Origin of the sequence: Sulfurimonas sp. HSL1-2 (assembly GCF_039645565.1) — a bacterium.
GTDB classification, from domain to species: Bacteria; Campylobacterota; Campylobacteria; order Campylobacterales; family Sulfurimonadaceae; genus Thiomicrolovo; species Thiomicrolovo zhangzhouensis.
The window spans coordinates 189,336-213,850 of sequence record NZ_CP147914.1 but is presented as its reverse complement, the minus strand read 5'-3'; the positions used below and the strand labels follow the sequence as shown (position 1 = coordinate 213,850).

At 56.6% G+C, this 24,515-nt stretch carries 23 protein-coding genes; all 23 read right to left on the bottom strand.

The genetic code is table 11. The annotated features are described in order from the left end of the window. Window positions 1-100 precede the first annotated feature (100 nt). The 23 genes from WCX18_RS01095 to WCX18_RS00985 all read right to left on the bottom strand — a co-directional run bounded on the left by WCX18_RS01095 (window position 101) and on the right by WCX18_RS00985 (window position 24,470). Window positions 101-1,057: a thiamine pyrophosphate-dependent enzyme gene (locus WCX18_RS01095; RefSeq protein ID WP_345988837.1), complete on the bottom strand. Its 957-nt coding sequence runs from the start codon at window positions 1,055-1,057 to the stop codon at window positions 101-103. An 11-nt stretch (window positions 1,058-1,068) separates the two neighbouring features. After that, window positions 1,069-2,289 carry a 2-oxoacid:ferredoxin oxidoreductase subunit alpha gene (locus WCX18_RS01090; protein WP_345988836.1) on the bottom strand — a complete coding sequence of 407 codons (1,221 nt, stop codon included), beginning with the start codon at window positions 2,287-2,289 and terminating at the stop codon, window positions 1,069-1,071. Then, window positions 2,289-2,681 (bottom strand): 4Fe-4S dicluster-binding protein, encoded by a 393-nt coding sequence (locus tag WCX18_RS01085; RefSeq protein ID WP_345985723.1) that lies wholly within the window; start codon window positions 2,679-2,681, stop codon window positions 2,289-2,291. The genes WCX18_RS01090 and WCX18_RS01085 overlap by 1 nt, the downstream gene beginning before the upstream one ends. A gap of 9 nt (window positions 2,682-2,690) precedes the next feature. After that, window positions 2,691-3,248, bottom strand: coding sequence for a pyruvate flavodoxin oxidoreductase subunit gamma (locus WCX18_RS01080; protein WP_345988834.1), 558 nt, complete (start codon window positions 3,246-3,248; stop codon window positions 2,691-2,693). Between the two features lie 136 nt (window positions 3,249-3,384). Then, a complete protein-coding gene (locus WCX18_RS01075; RefSeq protein ID WP_345988832.1) occupies window positions 3,385-4,038 on the bottom strand; it encodes an HAD family hydrolase in 654 nt (217 codons plus the stop codon). Window positions 4,039-4,052: 14 nt separating this feature from the next. Further along, window positions 4,053-5,558 carry a peptide-binding protein gene (locus WCX18_RS01070; protein WP_345988830.1) on the bottom strand — a complete coding sequence of 502 codons (1,506 nt, stop codon included), beginning with the start codon at window positions 5,556-5,558 and terminating at the stop codon, window positions 4,053-4,055. 67 nt (window positions 5,559-5,625) lie between these two features. Further along, complete coding sequence (locus WCX18_RS01065; protein ID WP_345988828.1) at window positions 5,626-6,372, bottom strand: carbonic anhydrase family protein; 747 nt, start codon at window positions 6,370-6,372, stop codon at window positions 5,626-5,628. 23 nt (window positions 6,373-6,395) lie between these two features. Beyond that, on the bottom strand, window positions 6,396-7,715 hold the full coding sequence (locus WCX18_RS01060) for an OprD family outer membrane porin (protein WP_345988826.1): 1,320 nt from the start codon (window positions 7,713-7,715) through the stop codon (window positions 6,396-6,398). Window positions 7,716-7,866: 151 nt separating this feature from the next. Beyond that, window positions 7,867-8,256 (bottom strand): 30S ribosomal protein S9, encoded by a 390-nt coding sequence (gene rpsI / locus WCX18_RS01055; protein WP_345988825.1) that lies wholly within the window; start codon window positions 8,254-8,256, stop codon window positions 7,867-7,869. Window positions 8,257-8,268: 12 nt separating this feature from the next. Then, window positions 8,269-8,691, bottom strand: coding sequence for a 50S ribosomal protein L13 (gene rplM / locus WCX18_RS01050; protein WP_345988823.1), 423 nt, complete (start codon window positions 8,689-8,691; stop codon window positions 8,269-8,271). Window positions 8,692-8,774: 83 nt separating this feature from the next. Beyond that, window positions 8,775-11,489 (bottom strand): RecB-like helicase, encoded by a 2,715-nt coding sequence (locus WCX18_RS01045; RefSeq protein WP_345988821.1) that lies wholly within the window; start codon window positions 11,487-11,489, stop codon window positions 8,775-8,777. After that, window positions 11,486-13,822, bottom strand: a complete 2,337-nt coding sequence (locus WCX18_RS01040) for a PD-(D/E)XK nuclease family protein (RefSeq protein ID WP_345988819.1) — start codon at window positions 13,820-13,822, stop codon at window positions 11,486-11,488. The genes WCX18_RS01045 and WCX18_RS01040 overlap by 4 nt, the downstream gene beginning before the upstream one ends. Window positions 13,823-13,888: 66 nt before the next feature. Continuing rightward, entirely contained in the window at window positions 13,889-14,395 is a 507-nt protein-coding gene (locus WCX18_RS01035) for a FixH family protein (RefSeq protein ID WP_345988818.1), read from the bottom strand. Further along, window positions 14,385-15,086 (bottom strand): 3-dehydroquinate dehydratase, encoded by a 702-nt coding sequence (locus WCX18_RS01030; RefSeq protein WP_345988816.1) that lies wholly within the window; start codon window positions 15,084-15,086, stop codon window positions 14,385-14,387. The genes WCX18_RS01035 and WCX18_RS01030 overlap by 11 nt, the downstream gene beginning before the upstream one ends. 124 nt (window positions 15,087-15,210) lie before the next feature. Beyond that, complete coding sequence (locus tag WCX18_RS01025; RefSeq protein WP_345985712.1) at window positions 15,211-15,423, bottom strand: DUF4006 family protein; 213 nt, start codon at window positions 15,421-15,423, stop codon at window positions 15,211-15,213. 10 nt (window positions 15,424-15,433) lie between these two features. After that, the gene (locus tag WCX18_RS01020; RefSeq protein WP_345988815.1) at window positions 15,434-16,351 is read right to left on the bottom strand and encodes a c-type cytochrome; all 918 of its coding nucleotides are present in this window, start codon (window positions 16,349-16,351) and stop codon (window positions 15,434-15,436) included. Then, window positions 16,352-16,567, bottom strand: coding sequence for a cytochrome c oxidase, cbb3-type, CcoQ subunit (locus tag WCX18_RS01015; RefSeq protein ID WP_231019724.1), 216 nt, complete (start codon window positions 16,565-16,567; stop codon window positions 16,352-16,354). An 11-nt stretch (window positions 16,568-16,578) separates the two neighbouring features. Further along, window positions 16,579-17,271 (bottom strand): cytochrome-c oxidase, cbb3-type subunit II, encoded by a 693-nt coding sequence (gene ccoO, locus WCX18_RS01010; RefSeq protein WP_345988813.1) that lies wholly within the window; start codon window positions 17,269-17,271, stop codon window positions 16,579-16,581. A 17-nt stretch (window positions 17,272-17,288) separates the two neighbouring features. Continuing rightward, window positions 17,289-18,767, bottom strand: coding sequence for a cytochrome-c oxidase, cbb3-type subunit I (gene ccoN / locus WCX18_RS01005; RefSeq protein WP_345970350.1), 1,479 nt, complete (start codon window positions 18,765-18,767; stop codon window positions 17,289-17,291). 268 nt (window positions 18,768-19,035) lie between these two features. Further along, entirely contained in the window at window positions 19,036-19,764 is a 729-nt protein-coding gene (locus tag WCX18_RS01000) for a sulfite exporter TauE/SafE family protein (protein ID WP_345988811.1), read from the bottom strand. Window positions 19,765-19,915: 151 nt separating this feature from the next. Beyond that, window positions 19,916-21,043 (bottom strand): glutamine-hydrolyzing carbamoyl-phosphate synthase small subunit, encoded by a 1,128-nt coding sequence (gene carA / locus WCX18_RS00995; RefSeq protein WP_345988809.1) that lies wholly within the window; start codon window positions 21,041-21,043, stop codon window positions 19,916-19,918. Next, window positions 21,040-21,591, bottom strand: a complete 552-nt coding sequence (locus WCX18_RS00990; RefSeq protein ID WP_345988807.1) for a DUF507 family protein — start codon at window positions 21,589-21,591, stop codon at window positions 21,040-21,042. Before WCX18_RS00990 ends, carA begins: the two co-directional genes overlap by 4 nt. 308 nt (window positions 21,592-21,899) lie before the next feature. Then, window positions 21,900-24,470: an ABC transporter substrate-binding protein gene (locus WCX18_RS00985; RefSeq protein ID WP_345988805.1), complete on the bottom strand. Its 2,571-nt coding sequence runs from the start codon at window positions 24,468-24,470 to the stop codon at window positions 21,900-21,902. Window positions 24,471-24,515 lie beyond the last annotated feature (45 nt).

Sequence of the window (24,515 nt, the reverse complement as noted above, 5' to 3'; positions counted from 1 at the left end):
CTAATCCTTCTTGATCGGATGAAAATTTCTCAAATGGTAACGTTTGTGTATTGAAGGGGGCTTTAACGGATGGGGTTAATGAGGGGCGAAGCCGTGTCTTTTAGACACCGGCCTCTTCGCGGCGCTGGAGGTATTCCCAGTCGCGGTCGACGCGTGCTTGCCACTCGTCGAGAACATGTTTGTTCTCCGGTTTGAACAGGTGCTTGAAGCGCCCCTGTGCACCGAGGTAGTCTTTGACAGGAATGACGTTCTTCGGGCGGTAGGTGATGTTCAGCTTGCGTCCGTCGATGATCTCGTAAAGCGGGAAGACCAGGGAGTCTGTCGCCAGGTCAGAGATCGCAATAGTATCTTCCGGGAGGAACTTCCACTCTGTCGTACAAGCGGACATGGCGTTGATGAAGACCGGGCCTTCAACGGAGAAACCGTGCTGGATCTTCTTGACCATGTCTTTCCACTTGTTCGGAGCGACCTGTGCGACATACGGTGCACCGTGCGCTGCCATAATGGAGAGCATATCTTTCTTGTGCTGCTTTTCGCCGTAGCTGACGCGGCCCGCAGGGGATGTCGTCGTGCTACCGCCGATCGGCGTGGAAGAGGAGCGCTGTCCGCCGGTGTTGGCGTAGACTTCGTTGTCCAGAACGACGTGCATGATGTTGTGCCCGCGTTCGAAACAGCCGGAGATCCACTGGAAACCGATGTCGTAAGAGGCACCGTCACCGGCGAAGGAGACGAATTTCGGTTCGCGGTCCGGCTGCTTCAGGCGGCCTTTGCGCTTGAGGGCTTTGTACATAGCCTCGGCACCGGCAACGGCCGTTGAACCGTTCTCGAAACCGATGTGGATCCAGGAAGCATCCCAAGACGTATACGGGTAGACCGCCGTACAGACTTCCAGACATCCCGTGGATGCGGAGAGGATCAGATCGTCGTTAGTCGCGTTGAGGACCTCACGGACGATAATGGAGTGCGCACATCCCGGGCAAAGGAGGTTCGCTCCTTCGAAACGGTCCGCGGACGTTGAAAATTCTTTGAGGTTTTTAATCTTTTTCATTTCGCTCATAACTCTTCTCCTTAGTGGAAGCTGATCTTCGGCCCGCGGACCCCGATCAGCTGCTGCATCGGTGTAGTCGGCTTCCCTGCTTCGGCGTTGGCCAGCAGTTCGGCATAGATCTCACGCAGATGGACTTTGGTAAGGTCACGACCGCCGAGGCCGTAGACGTAGTTCGTCAGGACTTTCGCTTCACCGCAGTTAATGAGCGTACCGGCCAGTTCGTTGTAAAGCATCCCGAACGTACCGTTCGGTGAAGAGCGGTCGAGCGCACCGATCGCCTTGACGCCCTTGAGGGCTTCTACGATCTGCTCGAACGGCCATGGGCGCAGAACACGGATACCGATGACACCGACCTTTTTCCCTTCAGCACGCAGCTCGTTGGAAACTTCGATAGCCGTTTCGACAGACGTACCCATACAGACGACAGCCACTTCGGCCTCTTCCATGTTGTAAGTCTCTACGATGTTGTATTTGCGTCCCGTCAGTTTTTCAAAGGCGTTGAATGCCGCCTGGATCTTCGGGAGGACTTTCGTCATCAGATCGTTGTGCTGGCGCGCCTTGTGTTCAAAGTGCCAGTCCTCTTCCGTCTGTACCCCGTGGGTGACCGGGTGGTCGAGGTCGAGCATGTCGTTCATCGGCTTGAAATCGCCGACGAAGTTGTAGGCCGTATCGTCATCGAGGGTTTTGACACCCTGCGCCGTGTGCGACGTCAGGAAGCCGTCCTGGTGAACCATACACGGCAGGCGGACTTCATGGTCCTCGGCCACGCGGAAGGCAATGAAGTTGAGGTCATACGCCTGCTGCGGGTTGTACGCATCAAGCTGGATCCAGCCACTGTCGCGGCCAAGATACATATCGGAGTGGTCCCCGTTAACGTTCAGCGGTGCCGCCAGGGCACGGTTGACAACGTTGAGGATGATCGGCAGACGCATACCGGATGCCTGGTAGAGCGTTTCGACCATCAGGGCAAAACCCTGGGAAGAGGTTGCCGTAGCAACACGGCCGCCTGCTGCAGAGGCACCGATACAGCCGGACATCGCCGCGTGCTCGGATTCGACCATGATGAACTCGCCGTCAACGTAGCCGTTCGCGAGGTAGTTCCCGTAGTTCTCGACAATCGGGGTGGAAGGGGTAATCGGGTACGCCGCAACGACGTCGATCTGCACCTGGCGCAGCGCCTGGCTGGCGGCCATATTACCGTCCCAGACCTCGACGTCGCGCAGTTCCATTTTATCTGCCATTAGTTCTCCTTCTTCTCTTTTTCCGGCCAGCCGGCAAGTGCTTTGTCTTCATCTTCCTGCTCGGCAAACATCAGCAGGGATTTCGGGTTCGTCGGGCATACCTCGACACAGATACCGCAGCCTTTGCAGTGATCGTAGTCGACGCCGACCATCTTTTTATCCCGGGAAATGATGGAGATATCCGGGCAGTAGATCCAGCAGAACTGACAATCGATACAGTAGTCCTTGTTGAAGATCGGTTTTTCGATACGCCAGTCCGCGACACTCGCGGTAAAGGAGTTCGATTTGGAATAAGGGCGGTCTTCCTGAAGCGTCGTGGCAATATCATTGACCGCGCCGTCGAACGAGCGCAGCATTGCGCCGATTTCAAAGTCGTTCCATCCGTTGTTCATCTGCTCTCCTTATTTCACTTCATCGTAGGCACGCTGGATCGCGTCCATGTTCGCATCGACGATTTTCGGCGGCAGTTTGGCAAGAATGCGTTTCATACTGTCTTTGAAAAACTCAATGTCGTACATGCCGGAAATCTTCATGAAAGCACCGAGCATCGGGGTGTTCGGAATCGCACGTCCGATCGTCTCCTGCGCAATCTTGATACAGTCGACGGTGTACACTTTTTTCCCATCGAGCTTCGGCTGGGATGCCACCAGTTCGTCCGTGCTCATGTGGGTCGTAATGATATAGACCGTTTCCGGCTTGTCGTTGATTGTCACGTCCGTCGTATAGACCAATGCCGGGTCGATTACGAAGACGAAATCGGGGTTCATATATTTTTCATGATTAAGAATTTCATGGTCGTCAACACGGTTATAGGCGGTCATTGCCGCCCCGCGTTTTGCTGAGCCATAAAAAGCGAAGGCCTGTACATGCTTTCCGGTCGTGGAAACAACATCCGCCAGTCCCTTGGCGCCGGTTACAGCACCTTGTCCCGCACGGCTGTGCCATCTGATTTCGAGCATGGTTTCTCCTCGGGTAAATTTAAGAACAGTATATGCACAATACTACTAACTTATGATGACTATTCTCAGATATCGGGTATTCTAAACCAGTTGCTCTTAAATACAGCTTTTCGATTTGGAGGAGAAAAAAAGGGTGTTAAAACGTTACGTTTCTCCCCTTGTTTGCGATATATCGGACCGCTTCGAGGGCATCTTTTTCTATAAATGGGGTTAATGAGCGTAATTGTTCTTCGTTATCATACCCGCTTAACACACCGATGCAGCCTATCCCGGCCCGGCGTGCCGCTTCCGCATCCAGACGGGTATCGCCGATGAGCCAGCTGCGCATCGGGTCTGCCCCCATCCTTTCCAGGGCCGCCAGGACCGGTTCGGGGTGCGGTTTGGCGTGGGTCACGTCCTCCCGACCGATCAGCACCTCGAAGGCATCCATCACCCCGAAATGTTCCATCAGCTCCCGGGAGTAGAGCCCGGTCTTCGTCGTGACGATCCCCAGCCGCGCGACGGCGGCAGCCGCTTCAATCGCTTCGCGCGCCTGGGGCAGGAGCACCGTTTTAAGCGTCGAGATGCGGCGGTAGTGTTCCTTGTAGGTCCGTACATACGCCTCTACCGCCTCCGGGGCAATCCCGACCTGCAGATACATATCGTCGAGCGTATGCCCGATCAGTGCCTTGATCGCGGTATCGGTGGGGTGCTCGCCCCCCAGCACGTCAAAGGTACGGTGAAAACTCTCGAGGATCGCTTCGGTCGAGTCGATCAGCGTCCCGTCCAGGTCAAAAAGAATGGTCATCATCTGCTCCGTCGGCGTCACTCCGGCGCCATTTCCCAATCGATGAAATTATGCCAGATTCCCTCCAGTGCCGGTTCGATCGGGCGGATCCTATGGTTGACCACCGTGATATCGTCGGGGATGTAGAGAAAAAGGTAGGGGTCGTCATCCGTAATGCGCTTGAACATCTCCTGCCAGATCCGTGAAAGCGCATGCCGGTCCACTGTCATCTGCATCCGCTCGATCAGGGCATCCACCGCTTTGTTGCGGTAGCCGATGAAGTTGAAGGCCCCGGGCTTGTCGTTGTCGGAGTGCCACAGCAGGTAGGGGTCTGGGGTCAGGGAGAGCGCCCATCCCAGCAGGACCGTTTCGAACTCCCGCGGGAAAACCACCATGTTCAAAAAGGCCTGCCACTCCATGATGCGCAGGGTCACCTTCACCCCGATCTTGGAGAGCTGGTGCTGGATGATCTCCGCCGAGTAGGGACGGATGGAGTTGGAGTTGGAGGTCGCGATCTCGAAGGTGAGCGGATGTGCCTCGTCGTACCCCGCTGCTTTGAGCAGTGCCTTGGCCGCTTCAAGGTCCGGTTTCGGGACGGGTACCTCCGGATTGTACGCAGGTCCTCCGGGCAGAAAGGGTCCCGTACAGACACGGCCGTGCCCCATGAAGAGGATATCCACCATCGCCTGGCGGTCGATGGCCAGGGAGAGCGCCCGGCGTACCCGGGGGTCCTTGAACTTCTCGAGACGGAGGTTGAAGCCCAGGTAGGTATAGGTGTGCGAGATCATCTCGATGGGGCGGAACTGTTTGAAAAAGGCATCATCAACCTGGCGCTCGTACTGCATCGCCTCCAGGGCACCGAGATCGATCTGCCCCGCCTTGAGCATCAAAAAGCGCGTCGTCGGATCGGGGATGACGTGAAAGGAGATCCGGTCGATCTTCGGGCGGTGCTCGAAATAGTCGTCATTGGCGACAAGCTCGATCTGTTTCGAGAACTCCAGCTTCCCCAGCCGGAAAGGCCCCGTGCCCACGGGGTTCAGGTTGAACCCGCTGCTCATGATGTTCTCATCGTCTTTGAGCAGGTGCGCGGGCAGGATGCCCATCATCCAGGTCTCCAGTGCTTTAAAATAGGGCTGCTTGTAGACGACCCTTATCGTGTAGGCATCCGGTGCCGTGACCGATTCGACCATACGGAAGGTCGACGTATAGGGCGAGACGACGGAGGGGTCGTTGATGATCTTGTAGGTAAAGAGCACATCTTCGGAAGTAAAAGGTGCCCCGTCCTGCCACTTCACATTGCGGCGCAGTCTGAAGACGACGGTGCGGTTGTCCTCGAAACGGTAGGACTCGGCGAGATCACCGATGATCTCCTTGCCGTCTTTGTCGAACTTCACCAGGCCGTTGAAAATAAAGCCGGCGATCTCGCTGCTGGCCGTATCCGTCGCAATGATCGGGTTGAGGCGCGCGGGGTTTGCCGACGTGGCGAGGTGCAGGGTCGAAGCTGCCAGGAACAGCGGTAAGATCAGCAGGTAAAAAATGCGCATGCGCCATTGTACAGAAGCGGAGATTAGAGCAAGGGGTGCTGCCTCCCCGAAAGGAGGCGACTCAGGCTTAGTTGGCCTCGATCGTACGGTCGAAGAGCTCCTGGACCGGGCGCTCGTTGTCGACGTAGTATTTGCGGAACGCGTCGATCTGGTCTTTGGAGGCCTCGACCGGTGTTTTGAGCAGGTACCACTGGACGTTTTCCGAACACGGCGGCGTCGTCAGGGAGCCGATGTAGTGGAAGTAGTGGGCGGTATCTGCCGGCAGCAGATCCTGCGGGTCGATGCGGGCCTCGCGGCCGACGTTGCCGATGATGTTGTCAAGCATCGGGTTGTTTTTGCCCTCGGTAAAGAAGACGGCGACGACGGCCAGCTGTTTCGTTTCCGGGTTCTGGTGGACCATGTGCGCGACCATGTCGTAGCGTTTGCCGTCGACGGTATGCTCGCTCTTGCCGTGGAAGTGGAACTGCAGCAGGCGGAATTTCTCGCCGTTAAGCTCGATCATCCCCCCGGCTTTCGGGGTCACCTTGATGGAGTGGCCGTTGTCGATGATATCGGCCGTCGTATGGATATCCTCATCCAGGTGGAGGACATACTGCGGGTTCAGGGCGACGGACTTGCCCGGTACGATGTTGATCGGGGACTGGTGGTGGCCGATGCCGCAGGTCTTGCTGAACTCTTCCCAGTGTGCCGGGCCGTTTTCCGCGTAGTCCCAGTGCGCTTCGTGGTGCGCCTTCGATTCATGTTCCGCCGCGACGGAGGCCGTGGCGAGCAGTGCCGCTGCCATCAGTGATTGTGTTACTGTTTTGAGTGTCATTTTTTCTCCTTTTTATGATGACGTTAGAAGGTGTAATTCGCGATAACGCGGTACTGGGTGAGGCTGTCGAGCTGACTGACGATGCCGTCTTTCGAGGCCGCGGTGTTGTTGCTGACCCAGATCCCCTTGAGCGCCAGCGAAAAGGCGCCGCGTTTGTAACCCAGTACGGCGTTGATATCCTGCTGGTCCTTGTCATAACCGGGACGGTCGTTGCTGAACTGCGCCCAGCTCACCGTCGCCTTGAAACCGGAAATACCCGTAAAGTCGAATCCCTGTGTAAAGGCGAGTTTGATCCCCTGAGTACCGCCGATATAGGCGCTGTCGGCCTGGAATGCACTGCCGTAGAGCGACTGGAAGAGGTCGTTGGAGGTGATCATGTTTGTAAAGAGCGGCGTCCCGTCCCAGGGAAGCACGAGCGAATCATGGTCCCTCTTGCTGCGCAGGACTTTCGTATAGGCAGCAAAGAAGCTCCCCTCATGGTGGGAAACAGCTGCCTTGAGGCCGAAAGCGTTGCTTTTCAGCTTCTTTCCGCCGGTGATCGAGGTGTTGCTTTCGAGGTTGTCCGCGGCGTTCCCGATGCTTTGCTGGTTGATGTACTGCGCGCCGACTTCCAGCATGGCCCCGCTCTCGCCGAGTACATGGGTGTAACCCGCACCGGCGTAAAGGGCGTTCATGAAATCGGGGCTGCAGTAGTTATACGCTTCGAGCTTGGCGCCGTAGCCGCTGTAGACGATGCTGACCGGTGCCACGTAGCCGGCAGTGTGGCCGGTCACCGTTTCAGTATCCGCACCTAGGGCGTGTTCGACGATGTTGACAAAGTCATTGGAGGTGCGCTGCTTGAAACGGTCGAGGTAGCCAACGCTGAGTGTCGCGCCGCCCAGTGTTGCCGACGCCATGCCCCCCTGCACACTTGAAGGAAGCTCACGTACCTCCTTCGTATGGATGAGCGGCGTATCATATTTCTTGCGGCCGTACCAGAGCGTCATCGGCCCGCGCGTATACTGCACATAGGCCTCCCCCAGGACGGAAAAGCCCTTCGTCGGGTCCGCTGCACCGCGCGCGCCGTTGTCTTTGCCGATAATGGAAGTGTCCACGACATTGGGCAGCGCGAAGGGGTTGGTCGTCATAAAGGTCGCCCCCATTTTCAGACCGTAAAGCTCCCCCGTCTCGTAGCTAAGCTGGCCGCCGACCGTATTGGCGTGCGCCGAAGAGGTCGTGCCCGCACCGTTATCCTTGTCCGTCTCGATGTAGTAGTAACGGATATTTCCATATGCCTTGCCGTCAGCGAACCACGCCGCGATACTGTCATCTGCCGCCATCAGCGACGCCGAAAGAGCCACCATGCCACTTATTAGATATTTCAATACCCACCCTTGGAAAAAAGTGTGCAGATTCTAACGAAAGGGAAAAGGAAAGAAAAATAAAAAAAGTTGAATGTTTTGTGAAGAAAAGTATGGAAAAATGAAGGTCTGCCCCGAAGGGACAGAATAAGCGTTAACGCTTGGAGAACTGCGGTGAACGGCGTGCTTTGCGTTTACCCGGTTTCTTACGTTCGACGACGCGTGAGTCACGTGTCATCATACCCGCCGGTTTAAGGACCGCACGGAAAGTCTCGTCGTATTTGACGAGGGCACGGGAGATCCCGTGGCGAAGCGCGTCGGCCTGGCCGCCGAAACCGCCGCCGAGTGTTGTGGCGACGATATCGACAGAGCTGTCCTGCTTCGTCAGTGCCAGCGGCTGCTTGACACGCAGTTTTTTTGCTTCGAGACCGCCCAGCCAGGCATCAAGGGAGAGACCGTTTACGGTAATCTTGCCCGTACCCGGCGTCAGCCATACTTTTGCGATGGAAGACTTGCGGCGTCCAGTTGCGTATGTTTTTGCCATGATTCAGTATCCTTACTTAGCGATCTGTGCAGTGTGCGGGTGTTCCGCGCCTGCATAGACTTTGAGTTTTTTCAGCATTGCACGGCCGAGCTTCGTTTTCGGAAGCATACCGCGTGTAGCCAGCTTGTAGAGTTTTTCCGGGTTCTTCTCGAGAAGCTCGGTCATCTTGACGCTCTTTGTGCTACCGAAGTAACCGCTGTGCGTGAAGTACTCTTTGTTTGCGACTTTGCCCGCACCGTTGAACTTCGCTTTGGAAGCGTTGATGATAACGACGTAGTCGCCGCAGTCAATGTTCGGTGTGAAATATGGCTTGTCTTTCCCGCGAAGACGCGTCGCGACTTCCGTGATCAGACGGCCGAATGTTTTGCCTTCAGCATCGATCAGCACCCAGTTGCGCTCGATCTGCTCAGGCGATGCAATTTTCGTAAATTTCATCTTGCGACCCTTAGTGAATATAAAAGTGCGAAAGTATACCCGTTTAAACTTATTTATTGCTTAATTTAAGTTATGTATAAGGGTCATACCCTGACGATCTCCACTCCCTCTTCCAGCACATAACAGAGGTACCCCTCCACCGGCATCGCCGTGATCGCCCGGACGGCTTTGACGTAGAAGCCGACCTGTTCACGGTGTTCGGACTCAAAACGGCGCGCGCTCTTGTAATCGATGACGACCCAGCGCTCCTCCTGCCGTACCAGCAGGTCGAGGTAGCGCAGCTCCCCCTCATACATCAGCGGCTGTTCCCTGGCGATCTCTCCGCCGATAAGACCACGGAAGGTTTCATCGCCCAGCAGGCGGGTGATGCGTCGGCGGATCGTCTCGAACACATCGGCATCGAGCAGCGCGCCGTAGCGGTTGGTGACGGCGGTCATCGCCGCCTCCAGAGCCCCGGGTTCGAAGACGGCCATCATCTCCAGGGCATAATGCATCGCCAGTCCGAACGTCACGGCAAAGGGCTCCTCGGCGGCGGCCGCTTTTTCAGCCGAGATCACCTCTGTCTGCCGCCCGAGGGAGAGCGGCGTATAGGGGATATCGCGCGGCGCTTCCGGCTGTGCCGGGGCGGCGGCGGCAATCCCTTCCGCGCCCAGCGTCATCGGGGAGAGCGCCAGCCGCCCGAACATCGACTCCTTGGGCTTGCGGACGATATAGAGATTTTCCCGGGCGCGGGTAAAGGCGACATAGAGGGCGTTGAGCGCGTCGTCATCGGCCAGCGCGGACTCCTGCTCCAGCGCCGCGGCATATGCCGGGTCGAACTCGGCACGCTTGCTCTGGCGCAGGAACAGCGTGCGCAGCGCCACCCCTTCGTAGGCGTAGAGGATCGGAGCCGTATCGGCTTTTTTGCGTCCCAGACGGTCGAGTACGATGACATAAGGGTACTCCAGCCCCTTGGACTTGTGGACCGTCAGAACCCGCACCCCTTCGCGCTCCTGGGTGACGGCCTTCGTATCGATACGCTCGTACTCGAACAAAAAGGCCTCCAGATCCCGGAACCGCTCCAGCACCTCCAGGAAACGGACGATGTTCAGGTCCCCGTCAAAGAGCCCGAAGCGCGATATCACCTCCCGCACGGCTTCAGCAGGGGCGTCGAAGGCACGTACGGGGCGCGGCAGCGGCTGCACCGCGATATCGGCCAGGGCGCAGAAGTTGCGCGCATAGATCGTCGCATCGAAATAGCAGTATTTCAGGTACTCGATCACCGCGCGGACCCGCCGCTGCGCGGTCAGCCGCGAAGTCGTCTCCGTCACGACGTCGATATCCCGGGCGTTCAGCGTCTCCTGGACGGCGCCTCCGTCCTTGTTCGTCGCCGTCAGTACGGCGATCTCCCCGGGGGCGGCCCCCAGGGCCAGCAGCCGCTCCACCACGGCCGTCATTGCCTCCAGCGGTGTTTCGTCCTCGACGATCTCGACGTAGCCCGGACGCGCCCCCGGCTTGGTGAGCTGGTCTTCGTAGCCGCCGATGCGTTCGCGGAAGGTGTCGTTGACGAAGGTGACGACATTGACGCTGCTGCGCCAGTTGGTGCGCAGGGAGTCGACCGTGAGCCCGTAGCGCCCCGTCACGGCCCCGAACAGCTCCTTGGTGCCGCCGCGGAATCGGTAGATGGACTGTTTGACGTCCCCGACGAGGAAGAAGGAGTGGTGTTCACGCACCCCGCTGCCCGAGACCATCTCCTCCACCAGCGGCTCCAAAATCTCGAACTGCAGGACGGAGGTGTCCTGGAACTCGTCGAGCAGCAGGTGGGAGATATGGCTGTCGAGGCGGAAATAGAGAAACTCCCGGTCGATCCGCTCGCCCAGCAGGTAGTAGACCAGGGCCGTGATATCGTCGAAGCTGAGCTCGTTGTCCTCTTTGGCCACGGTGAGCTTCGCACTCTTGTAGAGGTCCAGCAGCTCGAAAAGGTGGGCGAAGAAGGTCTGCTCTTTCGCCTGCATATACCCCTGAAGCGCTTCCTGCAGCTGCCGCAGCAGCACGTCCATCTGCGGCTCATAGTGTTTTTTGAAGTCCCAGTACTCCAGGGACGCTTTTGCCGTCCAGGTTTTGCCGATCAGCGCCTCGACGCTCTCCGCTTCCAGCGCTTTGCGCCCCCGGTCGCTCAGCGCCTTGCCCTCAAACAGTTTGACCAGCTGTGCATGCAGCGCCATCGCCAGCGCTTCGTGTGGGGCCATCGCCTCCGCCGCGAACTGCAGGTGGCGCAGCTGCGGCGCCTTCGCATAGAGGTCATCAAGCAGCCCGAAGATGTCGCTGACCCTTTTCGCGCTGATCTGTGCCATCGCCACCAGGGTACTCTCCTTCCCCTCGATCTCGCAGAGCTTCAGAAAACGCGCCATCACCTTCAGTTCGTGCTGCGCCTCAAAGGTGCCGAAGTTCGGCATGATCCCCGCATGCAGCGCGAACTTGCGCAGAATGCGCGCGAAGAAGCTGTCGATCGTCATCACCTTCGTATCGGCGCCGAGGAGACGTTTCAGTACCTCGGGACGCCGCTGCAGTATCGCCACCTCGTCCGTGCCGCACAGCACGGCAATCTCTTTCAGCTCATCCCGTTCGTGCAGATGCGTCAGCGCTTCGATCAGACGCTCCTGCATCTCGTTGGCCGCCTTGTTCGTAAAGGTGAGCGCCACGATCTCGTCGGGGCTCTCCCCCATGAAGAGCAGGCTGAGATAGCGCACGACGAGGCTGAAGGTCTTGCCGCTGCCGGCGCTGGCCATCAGGGCCTGGAAAGGAACGAACCCGCTCACTGCATCTCCCTTTGGCAGAGGTGCGCATAGTCGCAGAAACGGCACGACGAGAGCTCATCGGTCATATCGAAACTAAAACGCTTCGTATCGCGGAGCATCTCCAGGTGCCCGTCCAGCAGTTCGCGCTTGCGCCCGTGAAGCGGGTCGCGAACGATCTCCCCGCTGTTCAGGTCGTAGTAGCCCGCGTAGTCGACCTCGCCCAGCTGTTCAGCCAGCAGGGCATAGAACTCCAGCTGGAAATCCGAGGCGTTTTCGACGCTTTTGACCGTGTAGAGCGGGTACTTCCCGCTTTTGTAATCGAGCACTTCCAACCCCTCCGGCCCGCGGTCGATCCGGTCGATCCTCCCCTCGAGCGTCAGCCCGCCATACCCCATCGACAGCTTCGTTTCGCACGCCTTGACGCGTACCTCGGCAAAACGGTTGATCTCCCGTTCGAAAAACGGTTCGAGCTTCTTGAGCCACAGCTGCTCCAGGAAGCGCTCCAGCGGCGTGCTGCCGCTGTGAAATGCGAGGGCCTGGGCGACGGCGGCCTTGAGCGTTTTGGCATCGCTGAAAGCCTCCTGCTCTGCATAGACGTCGCGCAGGGCATTATGGAGCGCGTTGCCGATTGCATGTTCCTCGGGCATCTCCCGCGGCAGCTCGTGCGGCGCTACGGCGGCGACGTAGCGGTGGTAGAAACGGCGGCGGCACTCCAGGAAGGCTTTCAGGGCCGTGGCCGAGAGTGGGCGCGCCGTAAAATCGTAATCCGCCTCGATCGCTTCGACGGGCAGCGTACGCTTCGGTGTACGGGTAAAGAGAATATCCGCCCAGGCATCATCAGCGTAGCGCCGCCCCGTTTCAATGCCCATCTCTTTGAGGAAACGGCTCGGCAGGGTCGTTTCGTTGGAAACGTAGCTGATCTCCACCCGTTTAGCCCGGGAGATGAGCTGGTAGTAGAACTGCTTCTGCAGTGCCTCGCGCTCCGCCGTCGTGGGAAGCCCCGCCCGTCCGCGGACCACGGAGTTGATGAAGAGGTCCTTGTCGCTTCGGTGGGGGACGAAAGCGTCGTTGAAATCGACGATGATCACCCCATCAAACGTGCAGGCCCGTGTTTCAAGCACCCCCATCACAGTGACCTTGCCGCCCCGCACGTCATCCAGGCTGCGCCCCCGGACCCGGTTGACGAAGAGATGCAGCAGGGAGCGCAGCGAGCTCTCCCCCAGCCTCGGGATCAGCCGCTCGAAATAGAAACGCTCTTCGCGTACCACGGCGGCGACCGCTTCCGTTTCCCCCTCCAGCAGGGCCTCCGTCACCTCCGTAAAACGCGCATTGTCGCAGCCGTCGCTGTAGGCGCCGCTGATCGCCCGGTAACCCTCGCCGAAAAGCCGTTCAAGCCGCATCGTATTCTCGACACCGGGATGCTCCGCATAGGCCATCAGGGCTTCGCATCGCCGCACAAAGAGACTCTCCTGCAGCCCTTCGCCCATCGCGAAGTTGAAATTACCCTCCGCATCGAACCCCCGCAGCAGCGGGACGAACCCCTCATCCGGGAGCACGACGGCGATCCGTTCCGGAGGGATCCCCTCCCCGATCATCTCGAACACCTTCTGCTTGATAAAGGCCGTCTGCAGAATACGCTCCGAGAGCGGCATCGCCTGGATACGCGCATCATTCGGCAGCGGCAGCGTCTCCTCTATACGCAGGGTATCGAGGGCAATCACGTACTGCTGCCCCGCCTCGGTTTCCACCCCGAGCGCGGCGAGTTTCTGCTGCATTTTGCCGTTGTAGGGGGTCGCGTCGAAACGCAGCGTGAGCGGTACCAACGACGCCATCTCCCGCAGCAGTTGCAGCTCGAAATTCGTCAGGTAGCCTTCGGCCACCACCTCCATGGCCCCCTGCCCCTCTACCCAGGCGCGGTTGAGCCGGTACAGCTCCGGGACGAAGATGCGGTCGAGGATCCTGCGCTCAATACAGAGCGCGCGGTAGCGCTCGCGCAGCAGTTTCAAAATGCCGATATGTTCGGCGAAATCCCCGTAGGTATCGGCCGTGTCAAGTGCGTCGATATCGACAAGTTCACCGGAGAGCTCTTCGAAAAAACGGAACAGGTAAGAAGCGTTGCGGGTGAATGTAAAGAAGTTACGCTCGATCTTGAGCTCGGAAAAGGCATCGAAATCGGCCGCTTCCAGCAGGGTCAGTGTCCGGGTGTCGGGGTCCACGCTCCCGTACCCCTCGACGACCACCGCCCGTGCCATCAGTTCGCCCATGGTCATAAAGCGCTGCAGAAAGGCATTCTGGGTGCGCATCCCGAGCTGCTGTTCTCGGATAGCGCGGGAGGTCGGCAGTACCGTCGTCACAGGGCCCCCTTTTTGCCTAGGAGTATAACGCTACCGTTCTGAAAAAGGGGAAAAGATGTCTTGGCGTCAGTATTCGAAGACGTTGGGATAGCGGGTATCCGCCTTGAGGTTGAGGTAACGTTTCGCCTCGCCGATATTCACCTGTGCCAGGATATCCCATCGCCCCTCTTTGGGGAGGGTGACCGTCTCGAAGGTGTAGATACCCCCGTCAACCGTCCCGATGCCGACGGGCATGTCAAACTCGTGGGTACCGGGGCGGGTCAGGCGCAGCGTGATGTTGGCGTCGTCGACAGGCGTGCCGTCGCGGGTCAGCAGTCTGAATTTCACCGTCGCCCCGTCAGCTTTGAACGTTTCCGTCACGTAGGTGAGCTCATATTTCTTGTCAAAGGCGATCTTGTTGCGGATGATCGCATTGGCGTCGTGTTCGAAATGACGATAATCCTGCATATCGAGATCACTCATCTGCACCGGGTTGTCCAGAGCGATCTTGACCGTCCAGTAGCTCAGACCCACGACACCAAGGATGCCTCCGACAACGATCCATGGCCACTTTCTTCCGGGATTACTGCTCATCGGTCTGTTTCCTTTTTCTCATCTTGTTTCTTATAAAGATTATAAGTGCGTAAAGAATGATGCCATAAAAGACCAAACGCAGAAGGTCGAGAAAAATTTTACCTTCGTTTCCTGCGGATGTACTAAGCTCTACCTTGCGGGTCGCGGCGATCTGGTCAGCGATATCCGCATAGCCGTTGTACATTGCGACGGAGTATTTTTTGACTGTATCCGCGCCTTTCGTTTTCTGGCCAAGAATCGGCAGGATTGTACCGCCGTAGTTGTCCATGATTTCATTGTAGTTTTCCCAGGTGCGGGCGAACATCACGGCACTGATCAGAGCGTCAGCGAACGTTGCGTTCGGACTGAGAACCTGCTTGCGCTTGAAATCCTTATATAATGACGACGGTTGTGCGAAAATCTCGACATCTTTGCGCTGTTCTACAAATGCCAACACAACGTAGGGCTCCTGAAGTTCGCCTGCCAATGATTTCCCGAAATCGGCAATCGTCTGGTTCTCGTCCAGGTCGCGCAGCATGACCAGGTAGAGCGATACACCTGTTTTCGCATAAAGCTCCGCACCGTACGATTCAATCTGCTTGGCAAACAGGTCGTTATGGACGACATCGTCTTTATATAAAAATTCTGCATGGAGACTAAGAGAGATAAAAAGCGTGAGGATGAGGGCCGCCAGCCCTCGTGTGAAGATCAATTAAGTTTCCTTAACCGACGAAAAGATGGTTCGGCGTCAATACCGCCCAGAGGGTGACTGCCGCGCTGACAACGAGCAGCGCCGTGATGATAAAGTTCATATCAATTTTCATTTGCCCCTCCTCTCAGTTAACCATAACGCGTTTTGCCGCGTTCTCTTTGTTGATCATCTGGATCGACTTCTCGTTCTCAATTTTGTAGAACTTGTCCGCGTTGGCCTGCTGAGCTCCCAGTGCCATCATCGTAAGATACACCAGGATACCAAGGAGCAGGACCGTTGCGATGAGCATACCGGTGACGCCGTCAAGCGCGAAAACACCTCTATTCGTATTTTCCATCTCTCGCTCCTTATTTACTCAGGCTGGTAACGTATGCACCCAGCGCTTCTTTCTGAACGTCAGTCAGGTTGGCAAACGCCGGCATTGCACCGATCGCACCCTTCTTACCGTGGTTCAGAACATTGATTACCAGTTCAGGCGTGAACGTCGCAACGCTCGGAGCGACGTAAGGCTGACCCATACCGTCCGCACCGTGGCAAGCCGCACAGGTACCGGCGAAGATATCGGCACCCGCGCCTTTCATGCCGTTAGCAACGTATTTGGAAACCGTATCGATCTCCGCATCCGTGATCAGCGCACCGGTGTTCGCATTGAACAGACCGTTGCGGTCCGGCATCGGCATTTCCGTACCGAGCAGCTGGTTGTTGGAACCGTTTTCGATCACGTATTTGACCGTGGTAACTTCCAGGCGCTGGTTCAGGTTTGCCGCTTTGCCGTCGATACCGTCCGCCGCAAGACCGTGACACGGTGCACACTGGACGATAAAGACGGAGTTCCCCATCTCAACCTTCATTTCCTCGCCCATGTCCGCGTACTTCGCATTGAATTCCGCATCGTGAGTCGCAACTTCTTCGTTGTACTCGCCGATCTGTGAATAGGCGTTGACCGGGTAACCGGCAACAAAGTACCAAACGGCCCAGATTACCAGACCGGCGAAGATGATCGCCCAACCGAACGGCAGTTCGTTTTTATACTCACCGATGCCGTCCCAGTTCTCTTCTGCAAGCTCACCTGTCGCAGTATCGGTCTGCATCTGGCGGACGTACTTGGTAACGACAACAACCGCGATGATCGCCGTTGCAGCCGCCCCCAGAAGCGCCAGTGCACCCATATAGTCCTTGCCGCCGAGATCGCCGCCGGCCATTTGCCATGTAAATCCAAGCAGGACCACGATGAACAGGGCACCTAAGATATACAGCTTATTCATTTATGCCTCCTCTTTTTTCGTCTCTTCGTTTTCCGAGACGCTTTCTACCGGATTATCGGTAATGTCGTCATTGAGCGCCATATCACCATACTTCTCGTAATTGCGACGGCCCTTCTTCTCGCTGCTGTAGAGGTGGTAGATGTAGCTATAGAGCACTACCACCAGGAACACCGTAAAGAAAAAGTAGGCGTACGCCGAAAAGGTGTTGACATCCACGCGCTACATCCTTACTTAAGGCTGTTCAGATATGCAATCAGCGCAACAATCTCAGGGACCTGGCCGTTGGCGACCATATCTTTGACATCCTGATCTTTCATGTCTGCTGCAATCATCTTGGCTTCGGCAAGCGCATCGGCTTTCGCACCGTCAAGTGAACCGGCCAGTTTGACTGTTGCCGTTCCGCCGTCCGCAGTCGGGATCGGCTTGTTGTACGGTACATTGAACACCTTGTTGACCGTGACCTGCTCCGCATAAGCGGTGTCGATGTCCGCCAGGTTTTTGAACATCCAGCGGTACGCCGGCATGATGGAACCTGGAACGATCGCTGCAGGATCTTTCATATGGTTCTCATGCCAGTCTGTCGTACGGTAGTTACCGACACGCATCAGGTCCGGACCTGTACGCTTGGAACCCCAGAGGAACGGACGGTCATACGCATACTCACCGCTGAGGGAGTAGTGACCGTAGCGGTCAGTCTCGGATTTAAACGGACGAATCAGCTGAGAGTGGCATGCATTACAGCTGTTCTTGATATAAACATGGCGGCCTGCCAGCTCCAGCGTCGAGTACGGTTTCGTACCGATCGTCGGCTGTGAAGCTTCCGCAAAGTTCGGCAGGTTCTCGATGAGACCTGCAAACGCAATCGTGACAAAAACGGCTACCGCAAAAAAGAACGGATGCTTTTCTAACCAGTGAAACATATTTCCCTCCTTCTTTCTTACGCTGCCATCGGCGAAGCGCTTTGCAGTTCGCTCTCTTCAACACGGCGGCCGGCAGTCGCAGTTTTGTACATATTCCATGCCCACATGAACATACCGAGGAAGTAGAGTGTACCACCTACAGCACGGATCGTGTAGTACGGGTGCAGGACTGTAACGGTATCGATGAAAGAGTAAGCGAGGTTACCGAACTCATCGTGTGCACGCCACATCATACCCTGCGTAATACCTGCAATCCACATAGAAGTAAAGTACAGGACAACACCCAGTGTCTGGATCCAGAACTGCGTGTTCATCAGAGACTTGGAGTAGATCTCGCGCTTGTAAACACGCGGTGCCATATGCAGGAGTGCTGCAATGATCATGAAGGAGACCCAACCGAGAACACCGTCGTGTACGTGACCGACGATCCAGTCAGTAAAGTGCGCCAGTGCGTTAACAGATTTGATCGCCTGGATCGGACCTTCGAGCGTAGAGAACATATAGAACGTAGACGCAAGAACCATGAACTTGATCAGCGGGTTGGTCGCAACCTGGTTCCACTCACCTTTCATCGTGAGGAGCATGTTGATCGCAGAACCCCAAGACGGCAGAATCAAGACGACAGAGAAAACAGAACCCATGGTCTGCATCCAGTCAGGAACCGTAGAGAAGAGCAGGTGGTGACCGCCGGCCCAGAGGTAGACGAACATCAGACCCCAGAATGCGAGCAGGGAGAGTTTATAGGAATAAACTGCCTGGCCGGACTCTTTCGGGAGGAAGTAGTAGATCATTGCAACGATAGGTACCGTAAAACCGAAGGCAACCGCGTTGTGACCGTACCACCACTGAACAAGGGCGTCATTCGTACCCGCATACATGGAAACAGAGTGGTACCATGCACCTGCACCGGAAACCAGCGCTGTCGGAACTTCCATATTGTTGAAGAGGTAAAGCATAGCGATACCGAGGAAAGTTGCAATGTAGTACCAGACAGAGATGTACAGCGATTTCTCGCGGCGGATACCGATGAGACCGAAGATCTGAATACCGAACAGGACCCAGATGACAACGATCAGGATATCGATCGGCCATTCAAACTCTGCATACTCTTTTGACGTCGTGATCCCCAAAAGCAGTGAACCGACGATCGCAACGACCGCGAGAAGATAGAGGGCGAACTGAAGTTTTGCTGTTACCATCAAGAACTTCGATTCCGCCATAGACACCTTCAGTACACGCTGACCGACGTAGAACCACGTCGCCATGATACCGCTAACCGTAAACCCGAAAATGACCGCATCTGTATGCAGCGGGCGCAGACGGCTGAAGTTCGTAAACTCAGCGAGCCCTTCCCCGGCAATCAGGTTCACACTCGGAAATGCCAGTTCCCATGCCAGGATGACACCGATAAGCATTCCGACAATACCCAATACAATTGTCATAAACATCCACAATTTGGCAATTGTATAGTCGTACTCCAATGGACGATTTTCCATTACAAGCCTCCTTAGATTTCAAAGCGTAAAAGGCCCCGGACGGGCACCTGCAAAACCGCAAGCATACTTTCGGTTTTGCAGATGCTCCATTCCCGAGACTATTTGACCCCATCATATTAACAGTGGAAATATTTAATGAATCTTAAATTTTTTAAAATGTGAGAGATATTGACAGTTTGACGAAATTTTTAAGTTTTATTTCATCTTCGTGGGTAAAATCGTATCAAATTATAGTTTATATAACGATATTCAACCCAATTTTGACATGTTAAGAAGGTAAATCGCCATTTTGCAGCTGTGTCTGCGGGGCATTATACCACTTGTTTAACTGGACGTAGGCCTTCATCAGCGTCCAGCCGCCGAAAGCGATGACCGTCACGGCGGCGAGCTGGATCATCACGCTGCGGAACTTGGTCTGGGAGAAGATCCCCACGACATAGGCGAAAGAGAAGAGCGTGGGGATCGTAAAGAGCCCGAAGATCGCCATGACGGCGGCACCGTAGAGTGCCGACTGCGTCGTCGTCGCGGTGACGAGCATCGTGTAAACAAGACCGCAGGGGAAAAGGCCGTTGAGCACGCCCAGGATGTAAAAACTCATCGGCGTGGCCGACGTCAGCTGTGCCGTGAAGACCCGCTTGAACCAGCTGTAGTTCGTGATCGGAACTTCGATAGAGGTCAAAAACTTCAGTTTCCCGGCAAAAGAGAGCCCCATGAGGATCATCATGACGCCGGCAACGGCATACATAATGGAACGTGCCAGGGGACTGACGTCCCAGAACGAACCGAAATAGCCGAACAGCGCACCGAAGAGCGTATAGGTCGTCACGCGCCCGATATTATAGAGAAAGTGATAAAAAGCGCTCTGGGTTTTGGAGAAGCGGGGTTTGATCTTTGCGGTCGTGTAGGTAACGATGAAGCCCCCGCACATCCCGATGCAGTGGCCGATGGAGCCCAGGAGGGCAAAGGTGATGATGGCCGTCCACTCTATCGATGTCACTGTCGCTCCATACGGCAAAAGAGCAAAGCCCTTTTGCCTACGCTAACGCTGAGTTTGCTTCGGCAGCAGGCCCGCGCACCCTTGGTGCTTTTGCCTTGTTTAAATCTTGTTATATCTGAGTATAGCCTCTGAGTGTTAGGCCTGCATTAACTCAGCGCTTCATCAGCGCCAGGAATTCGCCGAAGACGTATTCGCTGTCTTTTGGCCCCGGGCTCGCTTCGGGGTGGTGCTGCACCGAAAAGATCGGGGCGTCGTTGTAGCGCAGTCCCTCGATCGTACCGTCAAAGAGGTTCGTGTGCGTCACCGAGGCGATCTCGGTAATGTTTTCGGGCACGTTGTAGTTGTGGTTCTGCGCCGTGATCTCGACCATGCCCGTTTTGACGTTCTTCACCGGGTGGTTACCGCCGTGGTGGCCGAACCGGAGCTTGAAGGTGTCGTAGCCGTGGGAGATGGAGAGCAGCTGGTGTCCGAGGCAGATCCCGAACATCGGGACTTTCGCGGCGATCAGTTTCTTGATCGTCTCCTGCTCGCGTTTCAGTACGAGCGGATCCCCCGGACCGTTGGAGAGGAAAACACCGTCGATCTCTTTGGCCTCGTAGCGCGCGATCAGCGTCTCGGCTTCGATGGAGTTCGGGACGACCTCGACGGCGATCCCCGCCTGGGTCAGCTCGTTGAGGATATTGCGTTTGACGCCGAAGTCCATTGCGACGATGCGCGCCTGCACTTCAGGCGCGTCGTTGTAGCGGAAATTGACCGCATCGTAGGTGCCGTTCGTATGCTTGTAGGCCTCTTTGGTGCTCACCTGCTCGATATAGTTCACCTCTTCGATCCGCGGCGACGCCTCCAGGACCTTTTTCAGCTCCGCCTTGTCGCTGATCTCGGTGGAGGCGACCATCATCATCGCCCCCTCGCTGCGCAGCATCTTGGTGAGGTAGCGGGTATCGATATCGCAGATCCCCATGACGCCGTGGCGCTTCAGCAGGGCGTCGAGGGACTCCTCGGCGCGGAAGTTGGAGTAGCGCGGCTGGTACTGGCGGACGATGATCCCCTTCGCGTGCGCCGCGGTGCTCTCCATATCCTCGGCGTTCGCGCCGACGTTGCCGATTTCGGGCATCGTGAACGTAACGAACTGTCCGGCGTAGGAGGGGTCCGTCGTAATCTCCTGGTAGCCGCTCATCGAGGTGTTGAAAACGATCTCGCCGACCGCCGTCGTCTCGGCACCGAAGCTCATCGCTTCGAGATAGGTGCCGTTTTCAAGATAGATCCATGCTGTTTTCATGCAAGCCCCCTCCGGGTCAGCTCTTCGCGGTAGAGTTTTTCAAACCGCAGTTCGTACTCATCCGTGCCCGGAATGAGCTGTTTCTGGAACGACTTCATCTTCTCGTTCACCGCACGCTCGATCTCATCGTTGTCCGCGATAAAGGAGGTGATCGCGTCATAGATGATATTTTTGAGCCGGTTTTCGCTGACGTCGTAGTTCATCAGGTCCTCTTCGTAGATCGCGTCGAGGATCTTGTGCGCCAGGTCCGAAAAGCGGTCCTCATAGGAGAGGATGACCCCGTACTCGGGTGCGAGCTTCTTCTTGATCATGAAGAAGAGCTGGCGGTCATCCGCCTGGTAGAAATCGATCTCGTCCTCGTTATCGTTGACGATCTCCTTGACGCGCGCTTCGAGGGCCGCCTCCTGCTTCACGCTCTGTTCGAGTATCTTTTTCGCTTCGGCGACAATAGGGTCCATCCCCTGCGTCATCGTCACCAGTCCGCTGCGCGCCAGTTCGACGGCGACGCGGTTGGCGAGAAACGGTATCTGCGCGAGTGTCACTTTCATAGCCCATACCCTTGCGGGCGCCCCGTTTTTGCAGGAACGTGCACCCAGATTTTTTCGCTATTTTAGCGGGTATTCCATTACAGGGAGGTTAGAACATGCAACCTTCCCGTAACAGCGCGTTAACCCGGCCGCAGTATCATGCACGGTAAATGCATATCCCTATGCATATTGAAAGGAGACCCTATGATTTACAGCCACAAAACCGATGGCTCCGCTTCCAACCTCAGCCCTGCGGAACGGGACAAAATGCAGCGCCTCCGCCATACCCAATCGACGTCCTGGATGGTCGATTAAATCCGCCGAAGCACTCAGGCCGACCGCGTCTTTTCCCCTTTGGGCAGCCGGATCACAAACTCTGCGCCTCCGTTCCTGTTTTCCACCGAAATCTGCCCTTTGAGGTTCTTCTCCACGATGATTTTCGACATATAGAGCCCTATCCCCGTTCCCTGCGATTCGAACTTGGTCGTGAAGTAGGGGTCGAAGATCTTGTCCATGATCTCCTCCGGCACACCGCCGCCGTTGTCTGCAATGGAGAGCACAACGGCGTCCCCCTGCTCCACCGCCGCAATCATAATTTTTTTCATTCCGATCGGATGCTGCATCAGGACATCCTTCGCATTGCTGACAATGTTGAGGATAACCTGTTTGAGTTCATTCGGAAAGAGCGTCGCCTCGATGCTCTCCGGAACGTCCACATCGACGGCGATCTTTTTCTGTTCCAGTGCCGGCGTCACCAGCCCCAGCACCTCATCGACAAGCGTACGCAGGCTGACGGTTTCAAGCTGTTTGTCCCGCTTGAAAAAGTTGCGGAAATCGTCGATCGTCTGGGACATGTACTCCACCTGCCGGTGGACGATATTGATCAGCCTGTCAAGCTCCTCCTCGTCTACGGTGCCAAGCTGCCGTTTGAGATCAAGGTTGGCGATGCCGATGCCCATGACGTTGAGCGGCTGGCGCCACTGGTGGGCGATGGATTCGATCATCTCCCCTATGGTCGCCATTTTCGCCTGCTGGATCAGCATACGTTCTTTGTCCCGGTTCTCCCCCACCGCCTCTTCGATCCGCTCGTTCAGCGTCGCATTGAGTTCGGTGAGTTCACTGGTACGGCGCCGCACCAGTTCTTCGAGACGGATATACTTGTAACCGAACAGCAGTGCGATGACGGCGAGAACGGCCAGTATCTTCCAGAGCAGGGCGTAGTCGAACTGGTGCTTGTAGACCGTCGGCACCCACTCGCGGTAGATCGCTTCGCGCTCCTTCTCCCCGATACTGTCGAGCGCGCGCTGGATCAGCGTCTGCAGCATCGACCAGTCGCTGCGGACCCCCATCGCAATCTCGTAGCGGTAGGGCGTCTGCCCCACGATACGGAGGTTATTGAGCCCCTCTTTCGCGATCAGGTAACTGGCCACGGCCAGAGCATCCACTGCAACATCGGCCTTTCCGAAAGCGACCATCTTCAGCGCTTCGGAGAGCGAATCGGCCTGGACCCGTTTGATCTGCGGAAAATCGCGTTTCAAGAGGAAGTCGGCCGCATAGTCCCTGACGACGGCGACGCGTTTGCCTTTGAGCGCCGCCAGGCCGCCGACGTACTGGAACGATTCGCCGCCGACGATCACCATCGGCAGTGTGAGGTAGGGACGGGTGAAGCTTGCGTATGCATACCTTTCGGGCATCGCCATCATGGCGGTCACGACATCAAGCTCACGCTGTTTCAGGGCCGTGTCTACCTCCTGCCAGCTCCGCTTGCGCTGCAGTTCTACACGCACCCCCAGTTTTTCCGCGACACGCTGGATAAACCCGTAGGAGATCCCCCCGTACGCTCCCTTGCGCGACAGGAACTCGACCGGCGGCCACTCCGAGTCCACGCCGATGTTGATGACCGGGTGCTTTTTCAGCCACGCCTGCTCTTCCGGCGTGAGCAGCAGCCGCTCCGGGTGATAGACAAATGCATCCAGGGTACGTTTCCCCTTCGTATACCCCAGCAGCGTGTAGGCCTGGTAGATCGCCAACAGACGGTCCAGGCTTAGATCTCCCATGGGCGTATCTTCCCTGAGCGCAAACGATTTGAGGGTCTTTCCTTCAAACTGCAGTGCTTCGAGGCTCTTATGCTGGACGTTGTACTTCTCGAACAGCAGCCTGGCCGTCTCATCGATATGTTCAAAGGCGTAGCGCCACCCCTTCAGACTCGCCTCGTAAAAGCGTTTGACGCGCTCCGGGTGCTGCTGCAGTTCCGCCTGGGAGGTAAAAAGGATGTCGTTGTAAAAATCGAAACCGGCCACCTTGGGATCGATTGCGAACGTCTTGAGGCCCCGGTGTGCAAGAACAAACGGCTCATTGGCGGAGTAGGCCGCCATCGCATCCGTTTCATTCCGCTCGAGTGATAAGGGGTCGAACGTATGGGGAATCAGGTTGAGGTCCTTTTCCCGCATCCCCGCATTGCGCAGCATCGCCTGGACCGATGCCGCCGTCTGGACGTCGCTGGTCATCATGACCCGTTTGCCACGCAGGTCCTCGATGCTCCTGATGCCGGAGTCTTCCCGCGCCAGCAGCACCATTGGAGAACTTTGGAAGATTGCCGCCATCGCTACGAGCGGTTCACCCCTGTCATACTTCACCAGCAGGGATGTCCGTCCCGTCCCGTACTGCGCCCGGCCGCTCAGCACTTCGCGTTCGACATCCATCTCCGCCGTCATCGGCCGGATCTCGACATCGAGATCCGCCTCGGCGTAGAACCCTTTTTCCTTCGCGACGTAGTAGCCGGCAAACTGGAACTGGGGCAGCCACTGCAGCTGCAGCACCACTTTGTCGTCATCATGCTGATGCGCAAAGAGCGGCGGGAAAAAGAGCAGAATCACAAAGAGAACCGCACCGATGCGCATGCAACACCTTTTTTCCAACCATTTTAACAGGACAATGTTTAGATT